Source organism: Nostoc sp. CCY 9925 (genome assembly GCF_963920935.1).
Lineage (GTDB): Bacteria > Cyanobacteriota > Cyanobacteriia > Cyanobacteriales > Nostocaceae > Nostoc.
Map to the genome: position 1 here is coordinate 1 of NZ_CAWUDO010000117.1, position 20,235 is coordinate 20,235.

General features: G+C 41.9%; 17 protein-coding genes, 2 pseudogenes and 1 CRISPR repeat array. Of the genes and pseudogenes, 8 read left to right on the top strand and 11 right to left on the bottom strand.

Features of this window, described 5'->3' with window-relative positions:
- The first annotated feature begins 46 nt into the window (after positions 1–46).
- The 5 genes and pseudogenes from ACM0OY_RS34120 (at position 47) to modB (ending at position 5,365) form a co-directional block, all read left to right on the top strand.
- Positions 47–187, top strand: a complete 141-nt coding sequence (locus tag ACM0OY_RS34120; RefSeq protein ID WP_414573214.1) for a hypothetical protein — start codon at positions 47–49, stop codon at positions 185–187.
- Between the two features lie 686 nt (positions 188–873).
- Positions 874–1,767, top strand: coding sequence for a transposase (locus tag ACM0OY_RS34125; RefSeq protein ID WP_414573200.1), 894 nt, complete (start codon positions 874–876; stop codon positions 1,765–1,767).
- 163 nt (positions 1,768–1,930) lie between these two features.
- A pseudogene (locus tag ACM0OY_RS34130) lies at positions 1,931–2,140 on the top strand (iron uptake porin); the annotation flags it as partial.
- 510 nt (positions 2,141–2,650) lie between these two features.
- Entirely contained in the window at positions 2,651–3,466 is an 816-nt protein-coding gene (modA, locus tag ACM0OY_RS34135; RefSeq protein ID WP_414573201.1) for a molybdate ABC transporter substrate-binding protein, read from the top strand.
- Between the two features lie 87 nt (positions 3,467–3,553).
- Positions 3,554–5,365 (top strand): molybdate ABC transporter permease subunit, encoded by a 1,812-nt coding sequence (gene modB / locus ACM0OY_RS34140; RefSeq protein WP_414573202.1) that lies wholly within the window; start codon positions 3,554–3,556, stop codon positions 5,363–5,365.
- Positions 5,366–5,547: 182 nt separating this feature from the next.
- On the opposite strand, the gene ACM0OY_RS34145 is transcribed toward modB, so the two are convergent.
- From ACM0OY_RS34145 to ACM0OY_RS34175, 7 genes are all read right to left on the bottom strand, one after another.
- Entirely contained in the window at positions 5,548–5,910 is a 363-nt protein-coding gene (locus ACM0OY_RS34145; protein ID WP_414573203.1) for a hypothetical protein, read from the bottom strand.
- A gap of 127 nt (positions 5,911–6,037) precedes the next feature.
- Positions 6,038–6,406 (bottom strand): hypothetical protein, encoded by a 369-nt coding sequence (locus tag ACM0OY_RS34150; RefSeq protein WP_414573204.1) that lies wholly within the window; start codon positions 6,404–6,406, stop codon positions 6,038–6,040.
- Between the two features lie 87 nt (positions 6,407–6,493).
- Complete coding sequence (locus tag ACM0OY_RS34155; RefSeq protein ID WP_414573205.1) at positions 6,494–7,501, bottom strand: type I restriction endonuclease; 1,008 nt, start codon at positions 7,499–7,501, stop codon at positions 6,494–6,496.
- 203 nt (positions 7,502–7,704) lie between these two features.
- A complete protein-coding gene (gene nifN, locus ACM0OY_RS34160) occupies positions 7,705–9,015 on the bottom strand; it encodes a nitrogenase iron-molybdenum cofactor biosynthesis protein NifN (RefSeq protein WP_414573206.1) in 1,311 nt (436 codons plus the stop codon).
- On the bottom strand, positions 9,015–10,475 hold the full coding sequence (nifE, locus tag ACM0OY_RS34165) for a nitrogenase iron-molybdenum cofactor biosynthesis protein NifE (RefSeq protein WP_414573207.1): 1,461 nt from the start codon (positions 10,473–10,475) through the stop codon (positions 9,015–9,017). The genes nifN and nifE overlap by 1 nt, the downstream gene beginning before the upstream one ends.
- A gap of 371 nt (positions 10,476–10,846) precedes the next feature.
- A complete protein-coding gene (nifH, locus tag ACM0OY_RS34170) occupies positions 10,847–11,812 on the bottom strand; it encodes a nitrogenase iron protein (RefSeq protein ID WP_322709280.1) in 966 nt (321 codons plus the stop codon).
- A 428-nt stretch (positions 11,813–12,240) separates the two neighbouring features.
- On the bottom strand, positions 12,241–13,374 hold the full coding sequence (locus tag ACM0OY_RS34175) for a substrate-binding domain-containing protein (protein WP_414573208.1): 1,134 nt from the start codon (positions 13,372–13,374) through the stop codon (positions 12,241–12,243).
- 308 nt (positions 13,375–13,682) lie between these two features.
- On the opposite strand from ACM0OY_RS34175, the gene ACM0OY_RS34180 reads away from it, so the two are divergent.
- The gene (locus tag ACM0OY_RS34180) at positions 13,683–14,075 is read left to right on the top strand and encodes a hypothetical protein (protein ID WP_414573209.1); all 393 of its coding nucleotides are present in this window, start codon (positions 13,683–13,685) and stop codon (positions 14,073–14,075) included.
- Positions 14,076–14,111: 36 nt separating this feature from the next.
- Here ACM0OY_RS34180 and ACM0OY_RS34185 read toward each other — a convergent pair whose 3' ends face one another.
- Positions 14,112–14,363 (bottom strand): hypothetical protein, encoded by a 252-nt coding sequence (locus ACM0OY_RS34185; RefSeq protein WP_414573210.1) that lies wholly within the window; start codon positions 14,361–14,363, stop codon positions 14,112–14,114.
- 191 nt (positions 14,364–14,554) lie between these two features.
- On the opposite strand from ACM0OY_RS34185, the gene ACM0OY_RS34190 reads away from it, so the two are divergent.
- Entirely contained in the window at positions 14,555–14,890 is a 336-nt protein-coding gene (locus tag ACM0OY_RS34190; RefSeq protein WP_414573211.1) for a hypothetical protein, read from the top strand.
- Positions 14,891–14,938: 48 nt separating this feature from the next.
- Positions 14,939–17,053, top strand: coding sequence for a strawberry notch-like NTP hydrolase domain-containing protein (locus ACM0OY_RS34195; RefSeq protein ID WP_414573212.1), 2,115 nt, complete (start codon positions 14,939–14,941; stop codon positions 17,051–17,053).
- A gap of 191 nt (positions 17,054–17,244) precedes the next feature.
- On the opposite strand, the gene cas1 is transcribed toward ACM0OY_RS34195, so the two are convergent.
- From cas1 to cas1d, 3 genes and pseudogenes are all read right to left on the bottom strand, one after another.
- Positions 17,245–18,297: a CRISPR-associated endonuclease Cas1 gene (gene cas1 / locus ACM0OY_RS34200; protein WP_414573213.1), complete on the bottom strand. Its 1,053-nt coding sequence runs from the start codon at positions 18,295–18,297 to the stop codon at positions 17,245–17,247.
- A 42-nt stretch (positions 18,298–18,339) separates the two neighbouring features.
- Positions 18,340–18,807: direct repeats of the CRISPR family, unit length 37 nt; unit sequence GTTTCAATCCCTAATAGGGAGTTAATGAAATTTCAAC.
- Positions 18,808–19,017: 210 nt separating this feature from the next.
- Positions 19,018–19,305 (bottom strand): CRISPR-associated endonuclease Cas2, encoded by a 288-nt coding sequence (cas2, locus tag ACM0OY_RS34205; protein WP_190898341.1) that lies wholly within the window; start codon positions 19,303–19,305, stop codon positions 19,018–19,020.
- 22 nt (positions 19,306–19,327) lie between these two features.
- A pseudogene (cas1d, locus tag ACM0OY_RS34210) lies at positions 19,328–20,187 on the bottom strand (type I-D CRISPR-associated endonuclease Cas1d); the annotation flags it as partial.
- Between the last annotated feature and the right edge of the window lie 48 nt (positions 20,188–20,235).

Consider the following 20,235-nt stretch of genomic DNA (forward strand, 5'->3'; position numbering starts at 1 on the left):
TTTTCCTGGTTAATGTTTTGTTACATAGCGGTAAATTTTCACGCCCATTTACTTAGCAGCAGCTGGTGGTATTACCTCTGAAAATATAAAGGACTATGCTAGCACTGGTGTAGATATTTTAGTGACAAGTTCACCGTACTTTGGTAAACCATGCGATATTGCAGTCAAAATGACGATGGCGCAGTAGGCATTTTTAATTTAGTTTGATATTTAAGATTGCAGTTGTTAAAACGCAGCAGTTGAGCCAGAAAGAACAGCGCTTATGCAACACTTAGAACGGAAGTAAATGGGCGTTTTGCAAAGCTCTTAAGCAGTTGATAAAATTGAGCGATTAGTCATCTATCGCTCTATTCACTGCACCATGAATTGTAGCGTTTATTTGGTCTATTGGTTTTATACACGGAGTAGTCTAGCCGCTCTATGGTTTTGCTTCAACTATAGTGTCGGGATAACTACAACCCTTCCTCATAACTCGGACAGTTTTCCAATTTATAGGTGAGTCTCACTTATAAAGAGTTTATTAACTTGATAGTTACCTATTTATAAGGTAAATAACGACAGCTTAGTTTCTATACAATATTAAGCCGAACTATTTTAAAAAGAAATAAAAATTAATTTTATTTATGTTCTATTACTATATTAGTTGGTATTTTACTCAATAAGTTGGTATTATCTTCATTAGATTACACAGCTTATCCATTTGGAAAAACGCAAATCTAATAAGACGTTTGCGACTAACTTTGGCGTAAGGATTCATTAGTTTTTAATATTAGTTATTAAAAACTAGCTATTAGACTTGTCCAAAATATTAACTTAGGAAAAGAAAAATGGTAAAACGTTGAAATGGGTGTTTACCATTTTCCAGGATTAGTTATGGTTTTTGATTATATCCAAAAATATCACCACCGGACAAAACAAATTTTAGGGATTAGTTACGAACAATTAAAATCACTGTGGAATTGCGCGATAAAACGGCACCAAGAAATTAAAACAAAACTCCAAAGCCAGAAAATAAGAATTAATGCGGCTGGTGGTGGTCGTAAAGAATTGTTATCAATCCAAGAACAAATCTGTTTATGTCTGTTTTATTTGAGGCAGATGCCAACATTTCAAGTATTAGGAATGTTATTTGGGGTATCTAAGACAGAAGCCAACGATACTTTCCATTATTGGATACCAATACTGCGAGATGTTTTACCAGCTAGTTTATTAGAGCAAGTCTCAAATAATGAGAGCGATTTACTATTTGTTCAGGAAGTCTTAACGAATTTCAGGCTATTGGTCGATAGCCTGGAACAGCCAATATATAGACATTCTGACCAAAAAGAACAACAACTTTATTTTTCTGGTAAGAAAAGACAGCATACTTTGAAAAATCAAATGATTGGGATGCCAGAAGGTAAGGATATTGTGGAAGTTGAAGTAGGTGTTCCTGGGCCAACAGCCGATATAAAATTGTTTCGTAAATCTCAGACAAAGTTTGATAAGTCTCAACCTTTTTCGGGTGATAAAGGCTTTCAAGGTGGCGAAAATATCACTACTCCTCACAAAAAGAAACCAAAACGAGAATTAACTCAACAGCAAAAAGATGAAAACAAAGCTTTGTCCAGTAATCGGATATTCATTGAACATTTGATTCGATTGCTTAAAATATTCCGCATAGCCTCACAAAGATTTCGCTTAAAGCTTGAGACCTATGAGCAGATTATCTTAACAGTTTGCGGGTTAGTTAGGCTGAGAATTGGTAGCTTAATCCTGCCAACTTAGCTACTACAAGTAGTCAGAAAATTTAAAAAAGGAGAAGTTAACTTTTATGCCTCTAAACTAACAGTAACTATCTCAAACCCTGATTATTACGTTTTTACGCAAATATCAAAGTTTTGTCTCAAAGCTTTGAACAGTCTGGCTTTGAAGTTTTCGGACAAGTCTAGTTATGAGTCAGGTTACTTCAGTCTCTCAACTATCTGATGTGCAACCCACAGATTGGGCATTCCAGGCTTTACAATCTTTAGTTGAGCGCTACGGTTGTATAGCTGGATATCCTAACGGCAGCTTCCAAGGAAATCGGGCAATGACTCGTTATGAGTTTGCCGCAGGTCTTAACGCTTGTCTGAATCGAGTTAATGAATTGATTGCTACTACTGAGTTCGGATTTTTGCTGCTGCGATCGTTGAACTGCTGGCTCTGGTCAGATAAAGTAACGCCGATAGGTGCAGTCAAAACAGCTTGATTATCTGTTTGAGCAACCACACCTTCTTTTGCCTGAAACTGAGTAGTCTGCATATCTGCTGGAATAGCTGATGCACCTTGAGCATTCACCAGACTAACTACTAATAAGATTGGAGCAATCAACAATGAATTATGTAAAAAACCAGACATTAACCTCACACCTCAAATACTATTAGACCAACTTGATTCCTAAAATAGTTGGTACTAAAAAACACCCGATGCATTATTATTACCAGATTTTCAGTTTTTTACCATATAAGTTGGTAATAATCTAGCAAAATTTTAGTCAGTATCGGCACAGTTATTGATAACAGTCAGTCCTGAGTAATAATCTGTGATTTTTTACCAGTTTTTTTGGTTACTAGTCCGCTAGATTGGTAAATTATGAATTGATTAAGAAAAAATGCTTGAGAGACTGCAAATGAATAATAAACGAATGCTGACTTTTGTCAGTTGGGTATTTATCTCGTTTTTACTAATCGTCGGCTGTAGTCAAACCACTACACCTAACTTATCCTCAACTGGTAGCCCAGCAGCCCAAACAGCAAATTTGACGATATCAGCAGCTGCTAGCCTCAGAGATGCAATGGACGAAATCAAACCTCTCTACAATAAAGAGAAGCCAAATGTTGCTCTGACCTACAACTTTGGTTCATCAGGCGCTTTGCTACAACAGATTGAACAGGGTGCAGGAGTTGACGTTTTTATCTCAGCTGCAACTAAACAGATAGATGCTTTACAGCAAAAAGGTTTGTTAGTTGATGGGACTCGCAAGGACTTGCTGAAAAATCAATTGGTGTTGATAGTACCGCAAAATTCCACAGTTGTGGCTGATTTTAAAGACTTAGCTTCACCACGCATTAAGAAAATTGCTCTAGGCGAACCCAAAAGTGTCCCTGCTGGACAATATGCTCAACAAGTCTTAACTTCATTAAAAATCTTTGATGCTGTTAAAAGCAAAGCCGTCTATGCCAAAGACGTTCGTCAAGCTCTCAATTACGTTGAATCAGGCAATGCTGATGCTGGGATCGTCTACCTCTCAGATGCCAAAAGTACGCCAAAAGTCAAAATTGTAGCAACTGCATCTGAAAAAACCCATTCTCCCGTCGTCTATCCGATAGCAGTTCTCAAAAGCAGTAAAAATGTCGATGCCGCTAAGGATTTTGTGCAATTTTTATCGGGCAACCAAGCCAAAACTGTGTTTGAAAAACAGGGATTTACGGTAGCTGGTAGTTAACACCAGAGAAATTTTGACAAGGCTAGTTGAAGATTCAACGCACTACTCAAACCAGCCCTTATAAGCACCGTTCTTATCCACAAAACCATGCCACTGGATTTATCGCCCCTCTGGATATCACTTAAAACTTCATTACTTGCAACATTCATTACCTTCTTCCTTGGCATTTGGGCTGCCTACTGGATGCTGGGATATCGCGGCAAAGGTAAATCCTTGATTGAGGGTGTCTTTGTTGCTCCTCTGATTTTACCCCCCACAGTTGTCGGCTTTCTACTGCTGCTATTTTTCGGTAAAAATGGCCCCGTAGGTAAACTCATGGAGCCTTTAGACTTCAGTATCGTTTTTACCTGGTATGGTGCAGCGATCGCAGCTACAATTGTTTCCTTCCCATTAATGTACAAAACTGCATTAGGAGCGTTTGAACAGATTGACACTAATCTCTTGCGGGTAGCCAGAACTCTTGGTGCAACGGAAGTGGCAATCTTCTGGCGCATCAGTCTACCTCTAGCAGTACCTGGAATTATAGCAGCTACAACTCTCTCCTTTGCCCGTGCTTTGGGTGAATTCGGTGCCACGTTGATGTTGGCGGGCAATATACCAGGACAAACGCAAACGATTCCAATGGCAATATATTTTGCTGTGGAAGCGGGAGCAATGGACGAAGCCTGGTTTTGGGCGATCGCCATTATGGTAATTTCTCTATCTGGAATTATTGGGGTCAATTATTGGCAGGAAATTAGAGAAAAGAGGGGACGAGGGGAACAAGGGGGACAAGGAGGACACGGGAGACACGGGAGAGAATCGTTTTCATTGTCTGTACATGACTCCGCAGTAGGACTATTTGTGGATATTGAAAAACGACTGCCAAGTTTTCATCTCAAAGTGTCCTTTAACACCAATGAACAACCCTTGGGATTGTTGGGGGACTCTGGAGCAGGTAAAAGCATGATTTTGCGCTGCATTGCCGGCATAGAAACGCCGACAAGAGGGCGTATAGTCTTAAATGGCAGAGTCCTGTTTGACTCAGAACAACGAATAAATCTGCCTTGCCGCGATCGCCGCATCGGTTTCTTAGTGCAGAACTATGCTCTCTTCCCACACATGAGTGTGGCGCAAAATATTGCTTTCGGCTTACCCAAAGGATTATCTGCTCTTAATATCAGGGCGCTCTTAGAAGAACAGTTAATAGCTATGCAGTTAGAGGGATTAGGCTCACGCTATCCGCACCAATTATCTGGAGGTCAACAACAAAGGGTAGCTTTAGCCAGAGCATTGGCAAGTCAGCCAGAAGCGTTGCTACTGGATGAGCCGTTTTCCGCACTCGATACCCACTTGCGTAGTCAACTAGAACAGCAAATGACAGAAACTCTAGCTGATTACCAAGGCGTAACTCTATTTGTTACCCATAATATGGAAGAAGCTTACCAGATTTGCCCTAGCTTATTGGCATTAGAACATGGTTTAGCAGTGCATTATGGCTCCAAACACGATATTTTTGAGCATCCCACCACTGTAGGTGTCGCCCAATTAACCGGGTGCAAGAACTTCTCTCGTGTTGTTTTTGAATCATCAAATCAGGTGCAAGCACTTGATTGGGGTTGTAGCCTCCAAGTCATTGAACCCATCAACAGTGAATTATCCCACGTTGGCATTCGCGCTCATCAGCTCATCTTTACCAACGACTCATCACAGGTGAATACCTTTCCCTGTTGGCTAGCACAGACAGTTGAAACACCTCACCGGATGACGTTATTTTTAAAACTACATTCTGTTAGTAATAGCCACCAGGATTACCATCTGCAAGCAGAAGTCTTCAAGGAAAAATGGGCAACCATAAAAGACGAACCTTTTCCTTGGTATGTGCGTTTAGATCCTCTGCGCTTAATTTTGATGGAATAGTCAGCTAAACCATATCTGTTTGCATATCTCAAATTTTTATAATTTTTGTGGGATGGGTCGAAAAGCACACCCTAATTATTATGCAATTTAAATGTGGAACAGCTGATAAGGGATAAGCACTAAAAAAAGGGAAATACTACTGCCTTGGTTAATACCAAATTTTCGCCTATTCACCTGTTTGACTAGACTTCATCATCTGATGTTTCTTCAATCTCGATTTCCCAAGGTTCTCCTTTATAATCTGGTGAAAAAAGGTGAATTTTGCCCTTGTTGGAAAACTGCTTCAACTTTTTGATGAACTGGGGAATAGCATCGACTATATGCAGATAACTTTCTATGTCATAACAGATAATAAGTAACATCAGAGGACTAGTATTTATCTTGAAATACCAGTGACAATTTGATAATAAAACTCGCATAATTGGGCCGCAAGCTTGATAAAATCGCCTGCAAGTAGCTTCTTCTAATTGCCTGTAGAATAACTCGTTAAGTATAGGTGCTCCAGTTGGAGGCAAATCATCTGCGGGAAGGGGGGATTTATTCATAGTAAATAACTAGGGATTGGGAATTATTAGTCAAAAAAAAATACAATGCTCCTGCGTGTTTTAATCACGCCATCTATTCAAAGATGGCGCAATAAGCACTTTTGTAGTTGCACCCAAAGTCGGGAAATCATAGTAAATGTTCTTGTTTTTGTGTTGCAAGCCATTGCAGTTCTAACCACAAACGCGGATCTGTCTGCTTTACCTTCGACATCGGATCTCGCAGCAGATGTGTAGCATTTAGGCAGACAACTTCAACTAATCCTGTATATTCTGCTACTTCTCTGAGTATAGATATTTTGGCTTTGACATCAGCAATCAGATTGTCAGGGCAATAAATAGTGAAGTATGGCAGAAAGTGAACACGAGGTCTTCCCCAATAAGACTCGATGAGTTTAACATGACAGTGTTTTAGCAATTCCTCAACTTGTGGGAAAGAATGAGCAATAACCGTTTTGAATTCTTTGACTAGCTCTTGTTCATACCAACTTGTGTTCATAGTTATAACTTTCATGCTGAAAGTAGCAATTGGGAATTTTGAATTGTGAGTTAGTTTTTCTACTAATCACTAATAACTAAGCATTTACTAGCCTTGGTGCAAAGATTTTTTGGGGTACTGTGTAGTACAAAAAGGTCGGCGAAGCAATTTTTTACTAATGCTGTTTCCGTTCTCCTCAAACACTATCAAGTGCAATACTTGTTCTAGCAAACGCCGTTTGTCAAAAATGCCTTGAATCAGCACTTCTAGTTCAGTTGCGCCCTTGGCAGGAAAATCTTCTCCATCAATGGTGCGCCAGGGTAAAAACTCCTGCCAGTCTGAGGTTAATGTACCGACTCGTGCCCGATTTCCATAAGTAATAACTAGGAACGTATTGTAGTCAAACAGCTTTGGTATTTGTTGAGAGTAGGTCTGAATTCGCTGATAACCTTCTTTGAAAGTCGCCTGTTCATAACTTAGCTGAATCGAGACAATAACTGCCAAGGGTAAACCGTTGATAAACACAACTACATCAGGACAGTGAGTATAACTCCCTTCAACTACAGTCAAGGGATGAATAGCTAGCCAATCATTATTCAATAAATTAGACGTATCAATGAGCCATAATTTGTCATGAACTATTTCTTCGTTATACAGGTATTCAACTTTCACACCATTGGTCAAGAATTTGTGAAAGCGACGGTTATTTTCCAGTAAGTCGGAACCATGAGTACAAGTAACCTGATGGATAGCTGCGGCGATCGCCTCATCCGGTTTTGTCGGGTTAATTTTCTGCAAAGCGCTATGGAGGCGCTGATACAAAACCACATCACTATAACTACTCCGCCCTATCTGATGCTTACCTAGAATAATGTCTGGCTCTAATAAAACTGTGTAACCAATGACCTCGAACCAAGTGAGCGCAGATGGTGCAATGGCTTCTCTACGTTCCCGTAGCGTGTCGGAGACAGAAACTCCGCCAACGCGTAGCTGGCTTTTGAGTAGGGATACGCCCAACCCAGGCATCGCAGATTGTGTGAAATCAAAACGGCGGCGAAGTTTTCTTGTAACACGACTCGCTTTGGCAGTTGTTTTTTTTAGCTGTGCTGGATTCATCAACAGTAGAAGATTTTATTTGAGTCAATGCAGGAGCTAGGCACGAGTTTGCTAAACATTGGTTGGTATATTCACCAATGGACGTATACGGCACGGCTTTTCAGTAACTATCAAAGCTGAAGTTGATCGGTGAGATTGTATCTGGTGCTACATATTACCAACATTATTGGTAATATTTCGTAAACAATTAGAGTTGGTTGTATTTAATGCTTAACCTTTATCTCCTGCTCTAAAAACAGGTTTCCAATATCAAATAAAAGTTGCATAGTACCTCGATAGCCAACCTTGGTAAACTGACCATAATCTAAGCGGTCAAAAATGGGAATACCTTGACGATAGAGAGGAATTTTTAAGCGTTGAGCGATCGCCTCTCCATGAGAGTTGGTAATTAGTAAATCAGACCCAACCGCCAGTTGCTCAAAGTCTTCCAAATCACCGATAGTGACGCTCTTGATCGGCAGTTTTTCTAGTAGAGGAAAGCGTGTCGTTGTCACTGCTGAGTGAATCTCAACTCCTAGCGATCGCAAAAAAGAAACTGTTGACCAAAGTAAATCTGGTTCCAGCGCCAAAGAAACTCGCTTGCACCCAAAGTAAAAATGATTCTCCAACATCATATATTGCAACTGACGGCGTTGACGGCGGTATTTCTCTGGTACGCTGACACCACTGATATCCGCCAATGCTTGTAGGAATTTATCTACTGCTGTTAGTCCCGTCAATTCGCCAAATACCTCATAAGGTATATTGAATCTCTCCTCCAAAATTTGCGCTGCGCCCCGCATACTATCACCTAGCGCCAAAGTGAATACAGAACTGCCAATTGAGCGTAATTGTGCTGCATTTGTGCCATTAGCTGTAATGGCACTAGAAGAATCTTCTATATGACCATCTAAAGAGCCAGAAAGGTCAGGTACAACAATAGGTACAAGTCCAAAGGAGGTGATAATCTCTTTGATTTCCTGGACATCCCCCGGTGTGAAAGCAGAACTCGCCAAAATAGTGATTTGTGTGGCACAAGCGTCTTGTTTAGAGCCTTTTTGGGGAATTTCCCTGACTATACTCTCAACCGCACCAGCAAAGCCATCCTGTAATGTACCTTTGAAATCCGGTGTAGAGACAAGCACAATTGGTAAATAATCCAGTTCTGGGTGACGGTGGCGAATCTCCTTGACAAAGCGTCCCATATCATCGCCTCTGGTTTCCACCAGTCCAGTGCTACAAAGACCGATAATTTCTGGTTTGGATCTCTGCACCAAAGTCAAGATTGCTTGTTCAAGTCTTTCCTCGCCACCCAAAATGGTTGCAACTTCGGTCATCGCCGTACTGGAAAGAGGAATCGTTTGACGGAAATGCTGTACTAATACTGCCTTAGTCAAAGCAGTACAGCCTTGAGAACCGTGTAATAAAGGCATCATTCCCTTCAACCCCAAAAAGGCTAAAACTGCACCCAAAGTTTGGCTTTGCTTCAGGGGATTAACTGCAACTGATGTACTCGTAACGCTAATAATCGCCATCAAATTTCCTCCTTTTGAGAAGATGAGGGGGATGAGGGAGATGAGGAAGTAATTTCTCCCCCTGCTTCCCCTGCTCCCCTTGCTCCCTCATCCTCTGACCACGGGGCTGGCTGGTATACTTGTTCCCATACAGGGTTGTAAAAAGCGGCATACACTTCTCGTGCTACTTCTAAAATTCCTATATAGCCTGCATAAGGATGATTGCGTTCTTGATTAATATCTAGGAATGGAATTCTAGCAGTGAGAGAGGTGTCTTGATGGCGTTTATCAGCAATTAACATATCAGCTTGATTTTCGTTAATTATCTGTAAAATTTCTTCAGGACTATTTTCTTCTAGAATTATGCCATCTTGACCCACTAAACTTTTGACTCTAATTCTATTCTCCTCAGTATTATTCTTAGTAAGAATAGCAATAACTTCCATCCCCAATTTCTTAGCAGCAAAGATAATCAACCAACTCTTGAAACTTCCAGTAGAAAGGATAACGCGCTTACCTTGCAATCGGGTAATATACAGAGCGAGTTTTTCATCTATTGCAGCAGTTTCTTCTGCAATTAGTTTTTCTGTACGTTCCTGCAAATCAGAATTACCTAACTTTGCAGCAATATTCCTTAAACATTGATTGATTGACTCTATACCATAGATAGACTCTTCAATATAGGGAATGCCATATTTTTTCTCCATGCTTTTTGCCATGTTAATTAGTGCTTTGGAAGAGAGCAGCACGTTAAGTTTGGCACGATGGGCATAGCAAACTTCTTTATAGATAGCATCGCCTGTAATTTTTGCCAAAACTCTGATACCTAATTTCTCCAATAACGGTAGAACATTCCATATTGCACCTGCAATGTTATGTTCACCAATTAGGTTGATGTCATTAGGTGTACTAGTATCTGGTTCAGCTGTTCCAATAACGTGTTCTAGCAACGCTTCACCAGCAACACGGTTGCCCAAATTTTGGTTCCCAATAAAGCCAGGACAATGTACAGGGATAGTAGGTATTCCTGTTTTCTCGGTGGCATTTTTGCAAACTCCCTCGATATCATCTCCAATCAGGGCGGTGATGCAAGTGGAGTAAACAAATACTGCCGCAGGTTTGTAGCGTCTTGTTAATTCTAAAATGCCTTTGTACAGCTTTTTGGCTCCACCGAAGATGATATCGTTCTCATCGATGTCGCTGCTAAAACGTATCTTATACAGCATCGAACCAGATGAGAGACTGCTGTAACTTCCCCAAATACTGGCAGCACAGCCACTTGGCCCGTGAACTACATGGGCAGCATCAGTGATTGGTACAAGGGTAATCATTGCACTATCAAAAGCGCAACTCCCTTGAGTAGTTCCAGGTTGGGGTAATTGTGTGGAGGACTTTTTTTTATGCAGTTTCTGCTGTTGACGAGTATCTTCAGAATTTGACTCACTGAATGAATCGTTGATTTTTTCTGGGGTAGGATTCATTTGTTTGGTGGCAATAGGTATAAGTTATTAGGTGTTAAGAGAATTCCAAAAGGTCTTCATCGGATTTTTATTTATTAACCGTGTATTTAAAGCATGGAATAAAAGGGAATGAGAAAAATAGTTTCCCATCCCCTAAAACATAAACACCAACTACGTTAGAGAAGGAGAAAACAAAAACACGAACTAGACTATTAAAGTATTAATTTTGCCGTGTACACCTTGGTAGATTAGTGTTAACACAGTGATTCAAATGCAGAAAGTTAAGATTGGCTATTCCACTACCTCCATTTTAAAGGATTGGTCAGAGGGTGGGCCAAAATAGCCCACCTAATATTTACTCTGTATTTAGCACCGGAGTCTGAATAAGAACCTTACTTTTTCTCGCTACCAGAAACTATTTCTACATTGCCTTTTTTTAGAGCTTCTAATGCTTCACCTTCAGCATCTTCTTGCTTCTTAGCAGCATCTGCTTGGCTAATTAGTTTCGCAGCATTTTCTTCACTTTCAAGAATACCGAATTCAATCAACAAATCTTCTAACTCATCCATTTCTATGGGTGTGGGAACGGCAAGATTTGTATTGTTGATAATCTTGTCTGCTAGGGTGCGATATTCATTAGCTTGGTTGCTGTCGGGTGCGTACTCGTTTACAGTCATCCGACGCAATTCGGCGTGTTGCACAATATTGTCACGGGGGACGAAGTGAATCATCTGAGTACTTAATCTAGCTGCAAGGGTGCTAATCAATTCGTCTTCCCGGTCAGTTTTTCGGCTGTTACAAATCAGTCCACCCAAACGTACACCACCAGTGTGGGCATATTTGAGAACACCACGAGCAATGTTGTTAGCTGCAAACATGGCCATCATTTCACCAGAGGTAACGATGTAGATTTCTTGGGCTTTACCCTCACGAATTGGCATAGCAAAACCACCGCATACAACGTCGCCCAATACGTCGTAGGATACGAAATCTACGTCTGAGTAAGCGCCGTTTTCTTCGAGGAAGTTAATGGCGGTGATGATACCTCGACCGGCGCAACCTACACCAGGTTCTGGTCCACCTGATTCTACGCATCTGATATCGCGGAAACCAGTGATTACTACTTCTTCGAGTTCGATATCTTCCACAGCGCCCCGTTCAGCAGCTAAATGCAGCACGGTAGTTTGAGCTTTACAGTGCAAAATCAAACGAGTGGAGTCAGCTTTGGGGTCACATCCGACAATCAAAATGCGTTTACCCACTTCTGCCATCGCAGCAAGGGTATTTTGGGAAGTGGTAGATTTACCAATACCACCTTTACCATAAAAAGCAATCTGTCTAATTTTTTCGTCGGACATGATAATTTATCCTGCAATTGTTTGTTTGGTGAGTCTGTCGGTTTATGAGGCGATTGTGCTGTTAAATTACAGCAGTGACCTTATGTAGAACGTTATTGGAGGTGCTCGTTCTACAGCAAAAAGAGTCCGAATAAAGAACATATTCAAGTTTTAGTCAGTTTTCGTTTAGTCATTACTCAAGGAATATTGCAAGTATTACCATCCGCTCACTTAAATTATTTCTCTAGCGGTAGCAATACCAATTGGAAAAAAGCTACAGATTCCAAACTGGAAATCCAAATTCAATCTGAATTCCTTAATTACGAATTACGAATTACGAATTAGTTGTAATCCCCTGAAGGTTGCTCATACCTAAAGAGTGGTTGCAGCAGCAATTTCAATTTACGCCAAGTTTCCCTAAATCACACAACCAACCATTGCAATCCACTCTAAACAGTCGCTACAACTTCCCCGATTTTGCTGATATCGTAACCGCCAAGAATTTCAAATTGGGAGTGAACCATTCGATGTCCCAAAGTACTGAGCAACTGCTGTACAGGTGCTTCTTCTAAATATTCCTTGAGAATCACCAAATCATATCGTGACCGATGTAAAGGGATAAATCCCAACCCAAAGGCGGTAGCTACAGATGCCGTACTCATACCTGCATCGGCAACTCCTCTGACTACAGCTTGGGCAACATCTTGGTGACTTTTGAGTATATTATCAAAGCCCTGAACAGCATCGAATGGTATCTGCTCCTTTTGGAGTGTTTGTTCCAAAAGCATCCGACTACCAGAACCGATTTCGCGGTTGACAATAGTTGCTCCCCCAGCTACTAAGTCAGTAACTGTTCTAATTCCCATCGGGTTCCCTGACTTCAACAAAAGTCCCTCCTCCCAAACACCAAGGGTAATCAGAACTGCTTCCCTCCCAGCCAGAACATCTCGAACAAAGGGAGTATTATACTCACCAGTCTCAGGATCGTACAGATGCATCCCAGCAATGTGCGCCTCACCTCTGCATAGACTGTGCAATGCAGCCATGCTATTGGCGAAGTTATATTGAACTCGCAGTTGAGGATGCCAGCGTTCGGTGGCTCTTGCCCATAGTGAAATCACAGGGGCACAACCAGCAATCACAACGGTGTTGTGAAGTGTTTCGAGATTATCGTCTAAAAGACGGACTCGAACTTTATTTGTACCTGTAAGGCTTGTACTTTCACCGTCAGCTGGAATCATATCTTGGCGAAAAGCATCCTTACCAATCAAGGGATAAGCTATCCATTGTCCTCCTACACGAGCCATGCTAACTCGCAGTTGCTGACCATTAGGAACAGGTTTGGCAAGAACAGCTTCAATTTCAGGTAAATCCCGCTCTAACCAGAATAGATCCTCAACTTGACAGCCAAGCGCTTTGGCCAAGCGAAGTGTTATGGCTACTGAGGGAGCATATAGTCCAGACTCTACACCACTAATAGTCTGACGAGTCACACTAGCGATGTTAGCCAAATCTTGTTGGCTCATGCCTAAGCGAGTTCTAATGGACTTCAAGTTATTACGGAGGTCACTATCCTGCTTCATTGGCTTTGTCTCTTGGTTTCAAAAAGCCGTAGCGGATTTAAATATTGCATCTGCCAAGGCGAAAGTCTGGTCTTTGAGTTTATATCATTTCTCTTTGACGAGTTTTTGTGCTTTCGCTGTCTTGATTCCCCATATAAAAAGACTATCACAGAAATTGCCAGTTTGCTTGCCAAGCGCAAATTATTTTTGCGGATGGTTACTTTTTATTTTTAGGCACTTACTAGTAATAAAATGCCCTGCCATCGCTTTCCCCGCTATCTCGTAAGCGCCAAACATATAACTGACAACTCAGGGCTGACACGATGGCAATGAGAACACCGCGGGCATCGCGGTTACTTGTACAACGAGTTAATTGTTGCATTGTTGCATTAATAATCAAGTTTACTTTTGCTGTCTCTATACAAGGTTGTACTCCTTTTCAACAGCCGCCAGTAGTTTCGATTGCTCCCGTGAAAGATACGGTGGGAGCAAAATCCCCAACCCCTGTAACAGCCAATCCACAGAAGAGTCACGGCTGGCCACTTGATGCAACTGCCGTAACCTCACACATAGCTGCTGCTTCATTCACTTGCGTGCGATGGCGTAACCGCTTTTTCCGGTGGCGTTCGTCGAATGCGAGTGCGTCTCGTAGAGAAGACGTGCCGAACGCGAGTGCGTTCCGCAGGAAAGGCATTGCCTCTCGAACGCGAATGCGTCTCTGAAAGAGAAGGTATCGCTCAAAACCATGAGACAACAACTTACCCAGCAATATCCTTCCCACTCTTATAGTTCATCGCTCTGGGTTTCCTCTTGCCTATAGGGACTAATTTCGATTGCTTGGGAGGTTGAGGAGGGCGGCATTTCTCGCAATATAGAGGTCTAACTCCAAAGGTTTCTCGTTGTGTGGGTTGTTCACACTGCTTACATACGAAGTTAAAAACGCGAGTATGAATTTCCCGCTTGTGCGCTCTGACAGTGTACTCTCGGACTTGGATTTCTTTGCTTGCCATTGCTTATTGCAATTAGTAACTTTTTGGATCTTAGCCTTTGCTAAGAAGATTTCAATGCTCTGGGTAAACATAATCACCCGTTTTGTGAATGGGAATATGGCTACGCCAAAACCAGAGTGAGAGTTGCAACGACCAAACCCAACTGCAACGCCTCACTACATTGAAAAATCACAAACATTTGGAGTTCACTCATGGATATCCAAGCTACTCTCACGCTGACGATCCAAGCAGTCGTTATCAGCTTTGTTGCGCTGATGGTTTTCGATTTCATAGATGGTTTGTGGGTTGTACCCTTACCGCCAATCGAATGGGAGCCATCGGTTATTGAACAGCCCACAGTTTTGGCAACAGCACTACAACCTACTCCACAACAGGAAATCCAAGAAGCCACCCCAAGGGCGATCGCATTTGAGAAGATTTCCGACACCTGGACTCTAGAACCACAATCTCCTCACCATTTTGTTCCCACGCCAGCAGTTATCATCCCTTTCCCCAGACTCCGACTACTCCCACCTAACCCGTCTTAGCTCAAACGGCTACGCCAAAGCGAAAGTGATGTATTCATATATATAGATATGGTCAGCCTTATAGCCACGCAAGGAACTCTGTTTGACCTAGAAACAGTTCTGGATTATGGGCAATCAATCCTCAACGTTGCTCAAGAACTCACCAAATCACTGATTGAGCAACGGACTATCTCCACCAGGACAATCCAAGCCCAGATGAATCGCTACTTTCTCGGCACTGCCGCGTCTGGTGCATGGCAATGGAAAGATGCTTACGAAGCTGTGGAAGTGGCGCAAATATTATATCTGCGTCATCTGGGAATTAAGATTTTATCACTACAACCTCAAGTGGTTGTGCAACAATTAGAAGAATTAACAGCCCTCTGCCCGACGCATACTCGCCGTAGTGAAGAGTCAGTACAGCTTCAGCAATTCTCCACGCCTCTGCCGCTTGCTTATCTGGTAGCCAAAGCAGGATTTATAAAGGCTGATGATTTGATTCTGGAGCCAAGTGCCGGAACTGGCCTATTGGCACAAATGGCTAAACTGCACAGTGCAAGTCTGATGCTCAACGAGCTTGCACCCGATAGAACGAAGATTCTGCGGCGATTATTCCCTGGCACTCCACTATTCTCAGTAAACACGGAACAGATCAACGACTATCTGCTTGGCAAGACTCAGCCCTCAGTTGTGCTGATGAATCCACCTTTCTCTGCATCTCCCAAAATCAACAGTCGCAACCCCGACGCAACTCCTCGCCACATAAACTCGGCATTGCAAAGACTGGCTGACGGTGGACGGCTGGTAACAATCACAGCCAACTGGTTCTCTCCGGCTAACCCAAGCTGGCGTGAGACTTTTGTTAAGTGGCAGGATTTTGCGCGAGTTCTACTATCTGTTGGGATTAACGGCAAGGTGTACTCAAAACATGGTACGCAAATTGACACCAGAATCACAGTAATTGACAAAGTTCCGGCTGACTCCAGCGAAATACCTTGCATTACTGAAACTTTAAATCTGCCTGAAATACTGGCACTGATTCAGCAGTTGCCACAGCGATCTTCGTGGGAACGCTCAGAGATCAAAGCTACTGCGAAGGCAAAAGTTGTTCAATTGCCAAAACGTATTATAGTTGCACAACCAGAAACAGTTTTCTCTCTTCCAGACGACGTAGTAGTGCTGGAATATGAGGTTATCGAGTGGACGGCTAGTGAGGGTTTGAAAGACACCCTATACGAAACATATCGCCCACAGCGAATCCGAATCAAGGACGCTTTACCTCATCCGTCCCTACTGTGTGAGAGTGCAGCCCTAGCACTTGTCTCGCCACCACCACCAACTTATAAACCGCATCTTCCTATCAACATTATCACACAAGGTTTGTTGTCAGAGGCACAAATTGAAAGCGTTATTTACGCAGGTCAGGCGCACTCAGAATTTTTATCTGGGTCTTATATTGTGGATGATTCATGGGATAATGTCACTGTAGCAGCAAATAGCTCAGAAAATGCCGTAAAATTTCGTCGTGGCTGGTTCTTAGGCGATGGGACAGGCGCGGGGAAAGGAAGGCAATGTGCAGGAATCATCCTCGACAACTGGTGTCAAGAACGAAGAAAAGCCATTTGGGTATCAAAGAGTTCTGCTCTTATTGAGGACGCACGTAGAGATTGGTGTGCGCTCGGAGGTAGTGAAAAAGATATCATTGACCTGAGTAACATCAAACTTGGCGACCCCATCCCTTTCACCCAAGGTATTCTGTTCTGCACCTACTCAACTCTGCGCTCTCTTCATAACGGCAAAAGTCGGCTCAAGCAAATTGTTGAGTGGGCAGGTAAGTACTTTGAGGGAGCGATCGCATTTGATGAGTGTCACGCGATGGGTAACGCAATGGCGCAAGAGGGTAAACTCGGTATGGTTGCAGCATCCCAGCAAGGTATTGTTGGGCTGCGGTTGCAAAATGCTTTACCTGGGGCAAGAGTTGTCTATGTCTCCGCGACTGGAGCGACGAAGGTTTCTAACCTATCTTATGCAAATCGTCTTGGGCTTTGGCAGACTGGAGATTTCCCTTTCACCTCCCGTGAGGATTTTGTGGAATCCATTGAGGGTGGTGGTATTGCAGCGATGGAAGTGGTCGCCAGGGATCTCAAGGCTTTGGGGCTGTATCTGGCGCGGAGCCTTTCTTAAATTTTTTGTGATCTGTACAGTATTAGTTAATATCAGGATAAAGAATAGCTTGAATAATCCCACTGACAATTATTATAGGAAACCAATATATCAACGAAATACAAATAGTTGAAAATGTACTTCTGTTAATAGCATATTTACCATAAGTTTTATATTGATAATAGCGACTAAAAACAAAAACTTGACTAAAATTATTTTAAGTCAGGAGAGTAATACTCTTGAATTTGTCCTTGTAAATACAAGATTAATTGTTTTGCTTGGATGTAGAACAGGTCTTCATAAGTACATTTAATTTTGATCTCAGGGTAGCTGATTTCCGTAGCCATCTTGACTTGGTAAGCACGGGTAATTGCTTGGGCTGCAACGAGCGGCAGCGTGTTTTCATCCCAGCATTTATTAAAATCCTTCGGTGTTATATAGCCACGATTCAAAACAGTCTTTACGCAGGCGATCGCTAAGATTTGGAATTCTGTAGTTAGATCGGCAATCAGTCCCTTCGTTTGGTGATGGGTTCGATGCCAGTAACCAAGGTTAGGGTTTAGCCCTGATGAGAAAATAGCATTTTTGATTGATTCTTCCAAAAGCTTCTCGCTAAAGTCAAGCATCCGGCAAACAGGGGAATTATCATGCCGCGAAGTAAACTTCCAATCTGGGTTTATACACTGGGGAAGCATACGATAAAAGATCAGCATTCCTTGGCCAATTAACCCTTGCAATGAGGTAATAGAATCGTGGTTTGTAATGCAATTACTAAGATGTAAAATATCCTTAGAAGCTTGACTAATTTCTACAGCACCATCACGTCCAGAGCGTTGTAAAAACCGCCGGAGGCGACGGAGACGACCCCAGGTTGCACCTTGCATAACCTCAACTCTCATCGCGTCAGTCATCATAGCTTGGGACTGCATGATATCTGCCCTGATTTTGTAATCTGGTTCAATCCTTCCCAAGAATTCGCCAGATTGAGAAAATAAAATTACTGGAATACGCCATCGCAGAATTTTTGTTAGCGCTGATGATTTAATTTCTGCTTCTGTTGCGATAATGGCACGAATATCCGTCAATTTAAATATACTTTCGTGTCTACCTACAATTATTTGTAGTACTGATGTATCTGGATCTATAAGTTGAACTATTGCCCCCGGATCTAAATATAAAGTCGTCCCAGATTGCTTTATTATTTCTACCAGTTTTGGACTTGGCTTTGGCACGTTTGTATAAGCTCGATATTTAGTTGTCGCCATTATTAATCTCCCAGAATCTGCCACTATCAACTTTAACATTGAGTTTCAATCCCTAATAGGGAGTTAATGAAATTCCAACCTCCTTTCTTAGTTACAGAAATAAATACAGACAAGTTTCAATCCCTAATAGGGAGTTAATGAAATTTCAACTTGCTGGTCTTCGTCGTAGTAGACGCTAATACCAGTTTCAATCCCTAATAGGGAGTTAATGAAATTTCAACCTGCGTTTTTGCCTGCACTTTGGGCCGCATTATTCGTTTCAATCCCTAATAGGGAGTTAATGAAATTTCAACATGGCTAATACTCCAGAGAGGAAAGAGCCAGTCACGTTTCAATCCCTAATAGGGAGTTAATGAAATTTCAACGATATTTCGGGAACTATCAACATCTCCCCCATCGCGTTTCAATCCCTAATAGGGAGTTAATGAAATTTCAACTTCAGCCCCTATTGGGGCTTTATTAATATCTATGAAGTTTCAATCCCTAATAGGGAGTTAATGAAATTTCAACGAGACTGCTTAAAATGTAGTTTGTATTTGGTTTTCAAGGTTCAATAGCGCGGATGAGCTAATCATAACATAGAAAATTAACGTTAATTTTAAGCAAAATAGCTAAAATAGAGTCTGTATAAGGTGCGCGGATACTTGAACAGCTATTTTCGCAAAAACTCTTGTACCAGTTGAACTGGAAGCACCCTTTCACCAATCTTGTTTTCAACATCTACCCATCCGCGCATTCAGCAAAGAAAACAGTGTCATCACGAATTTTTTCTCCGCCAATACGTTCAACTTTACCCACACAGCAAGCACATAAAGAGTAAAAGAGGATACTATCGCTTTCAGGCTTGATTAACTTGTTCAAGCGTGATCGCAACCTTGCATACTGAGTATCAGTCAGATAGCATTCAAACACACTATACTGTACCCACTGTCCATAGGACTTGAGGATTTTGTGAATTTTGGTGCGGCGTTTATCTTCAGAAATATCATAGGATACAATCACATTCATCGCTACTTTTCTTCTCCAGTTTCTACTTCAAAACCAATGGTGGATATTTTTCGGTTTCACCCATCAAGTATTTCGCTAATAATCGAGCCTGTAGTTCAAATGCTTCTTGATAACTACATTTGCGCCCTAATACAGGATGCTTAAACTCGGATTGTTTCTTTTGCGCGTATTGCTGCAAAAATCTTTTTCGCCCTTCTGGGGTTAAAGAAACTGCTCCACTCAAAGGTTCTGTGAGGAAATCTGCTTTTGTCAACAACTGTTTATTCAATGTAGACAATACTACTGCGTCTACTACTAAGGGGCGAAATTCCTCCATTAAGTCTAGAGCCAAAGATGGCCTACCATAGCGCTCACAGTGCAAATATCCTAAATATGGATCAAATCCTGCAATGTTGACTGCACCTTGAATGTCATGCCGCAATAATGAATAGCCAAAGCTGAGTAAAGAATTGACTGGATCGGTTGGAGGACGGCGGACACGGTTATTAAAACTAAATTCTGTAGCTCGAATTAATTGGTCAAAGCAACCGAAATATGCAGCACTCCCAGCACCTTCTAACCCACGCAGTGAATTAATATTTTTAGTAGTCTCGATTGGGGCGATCGCTTGTTCTAAACGACAGATAAATCCAAGCCTGGGGTTTCTCGTTGGCGACGAATGAGGAAATTACGGTAGTTTTTCAGCTTCCCACGTACAAACCCTTGTACTACATGAACGGCTTGGGCTGACTCACCTATTGCTTGCCATTGAGCTTTACGCACAAAGAGATTTTTGGTAACTTCTGGTTCTATCCTGCCCAAATAACGACCAGTTGTTGTCAGAAATGTAACGGGTATATGCCTTTCTAGGAGTTCAAATACGACGGCTGGCGAAACCAGGGCGGCCGCATCTTATTTACTAATAAAAATTAAAACAGATCTGAAAATGTC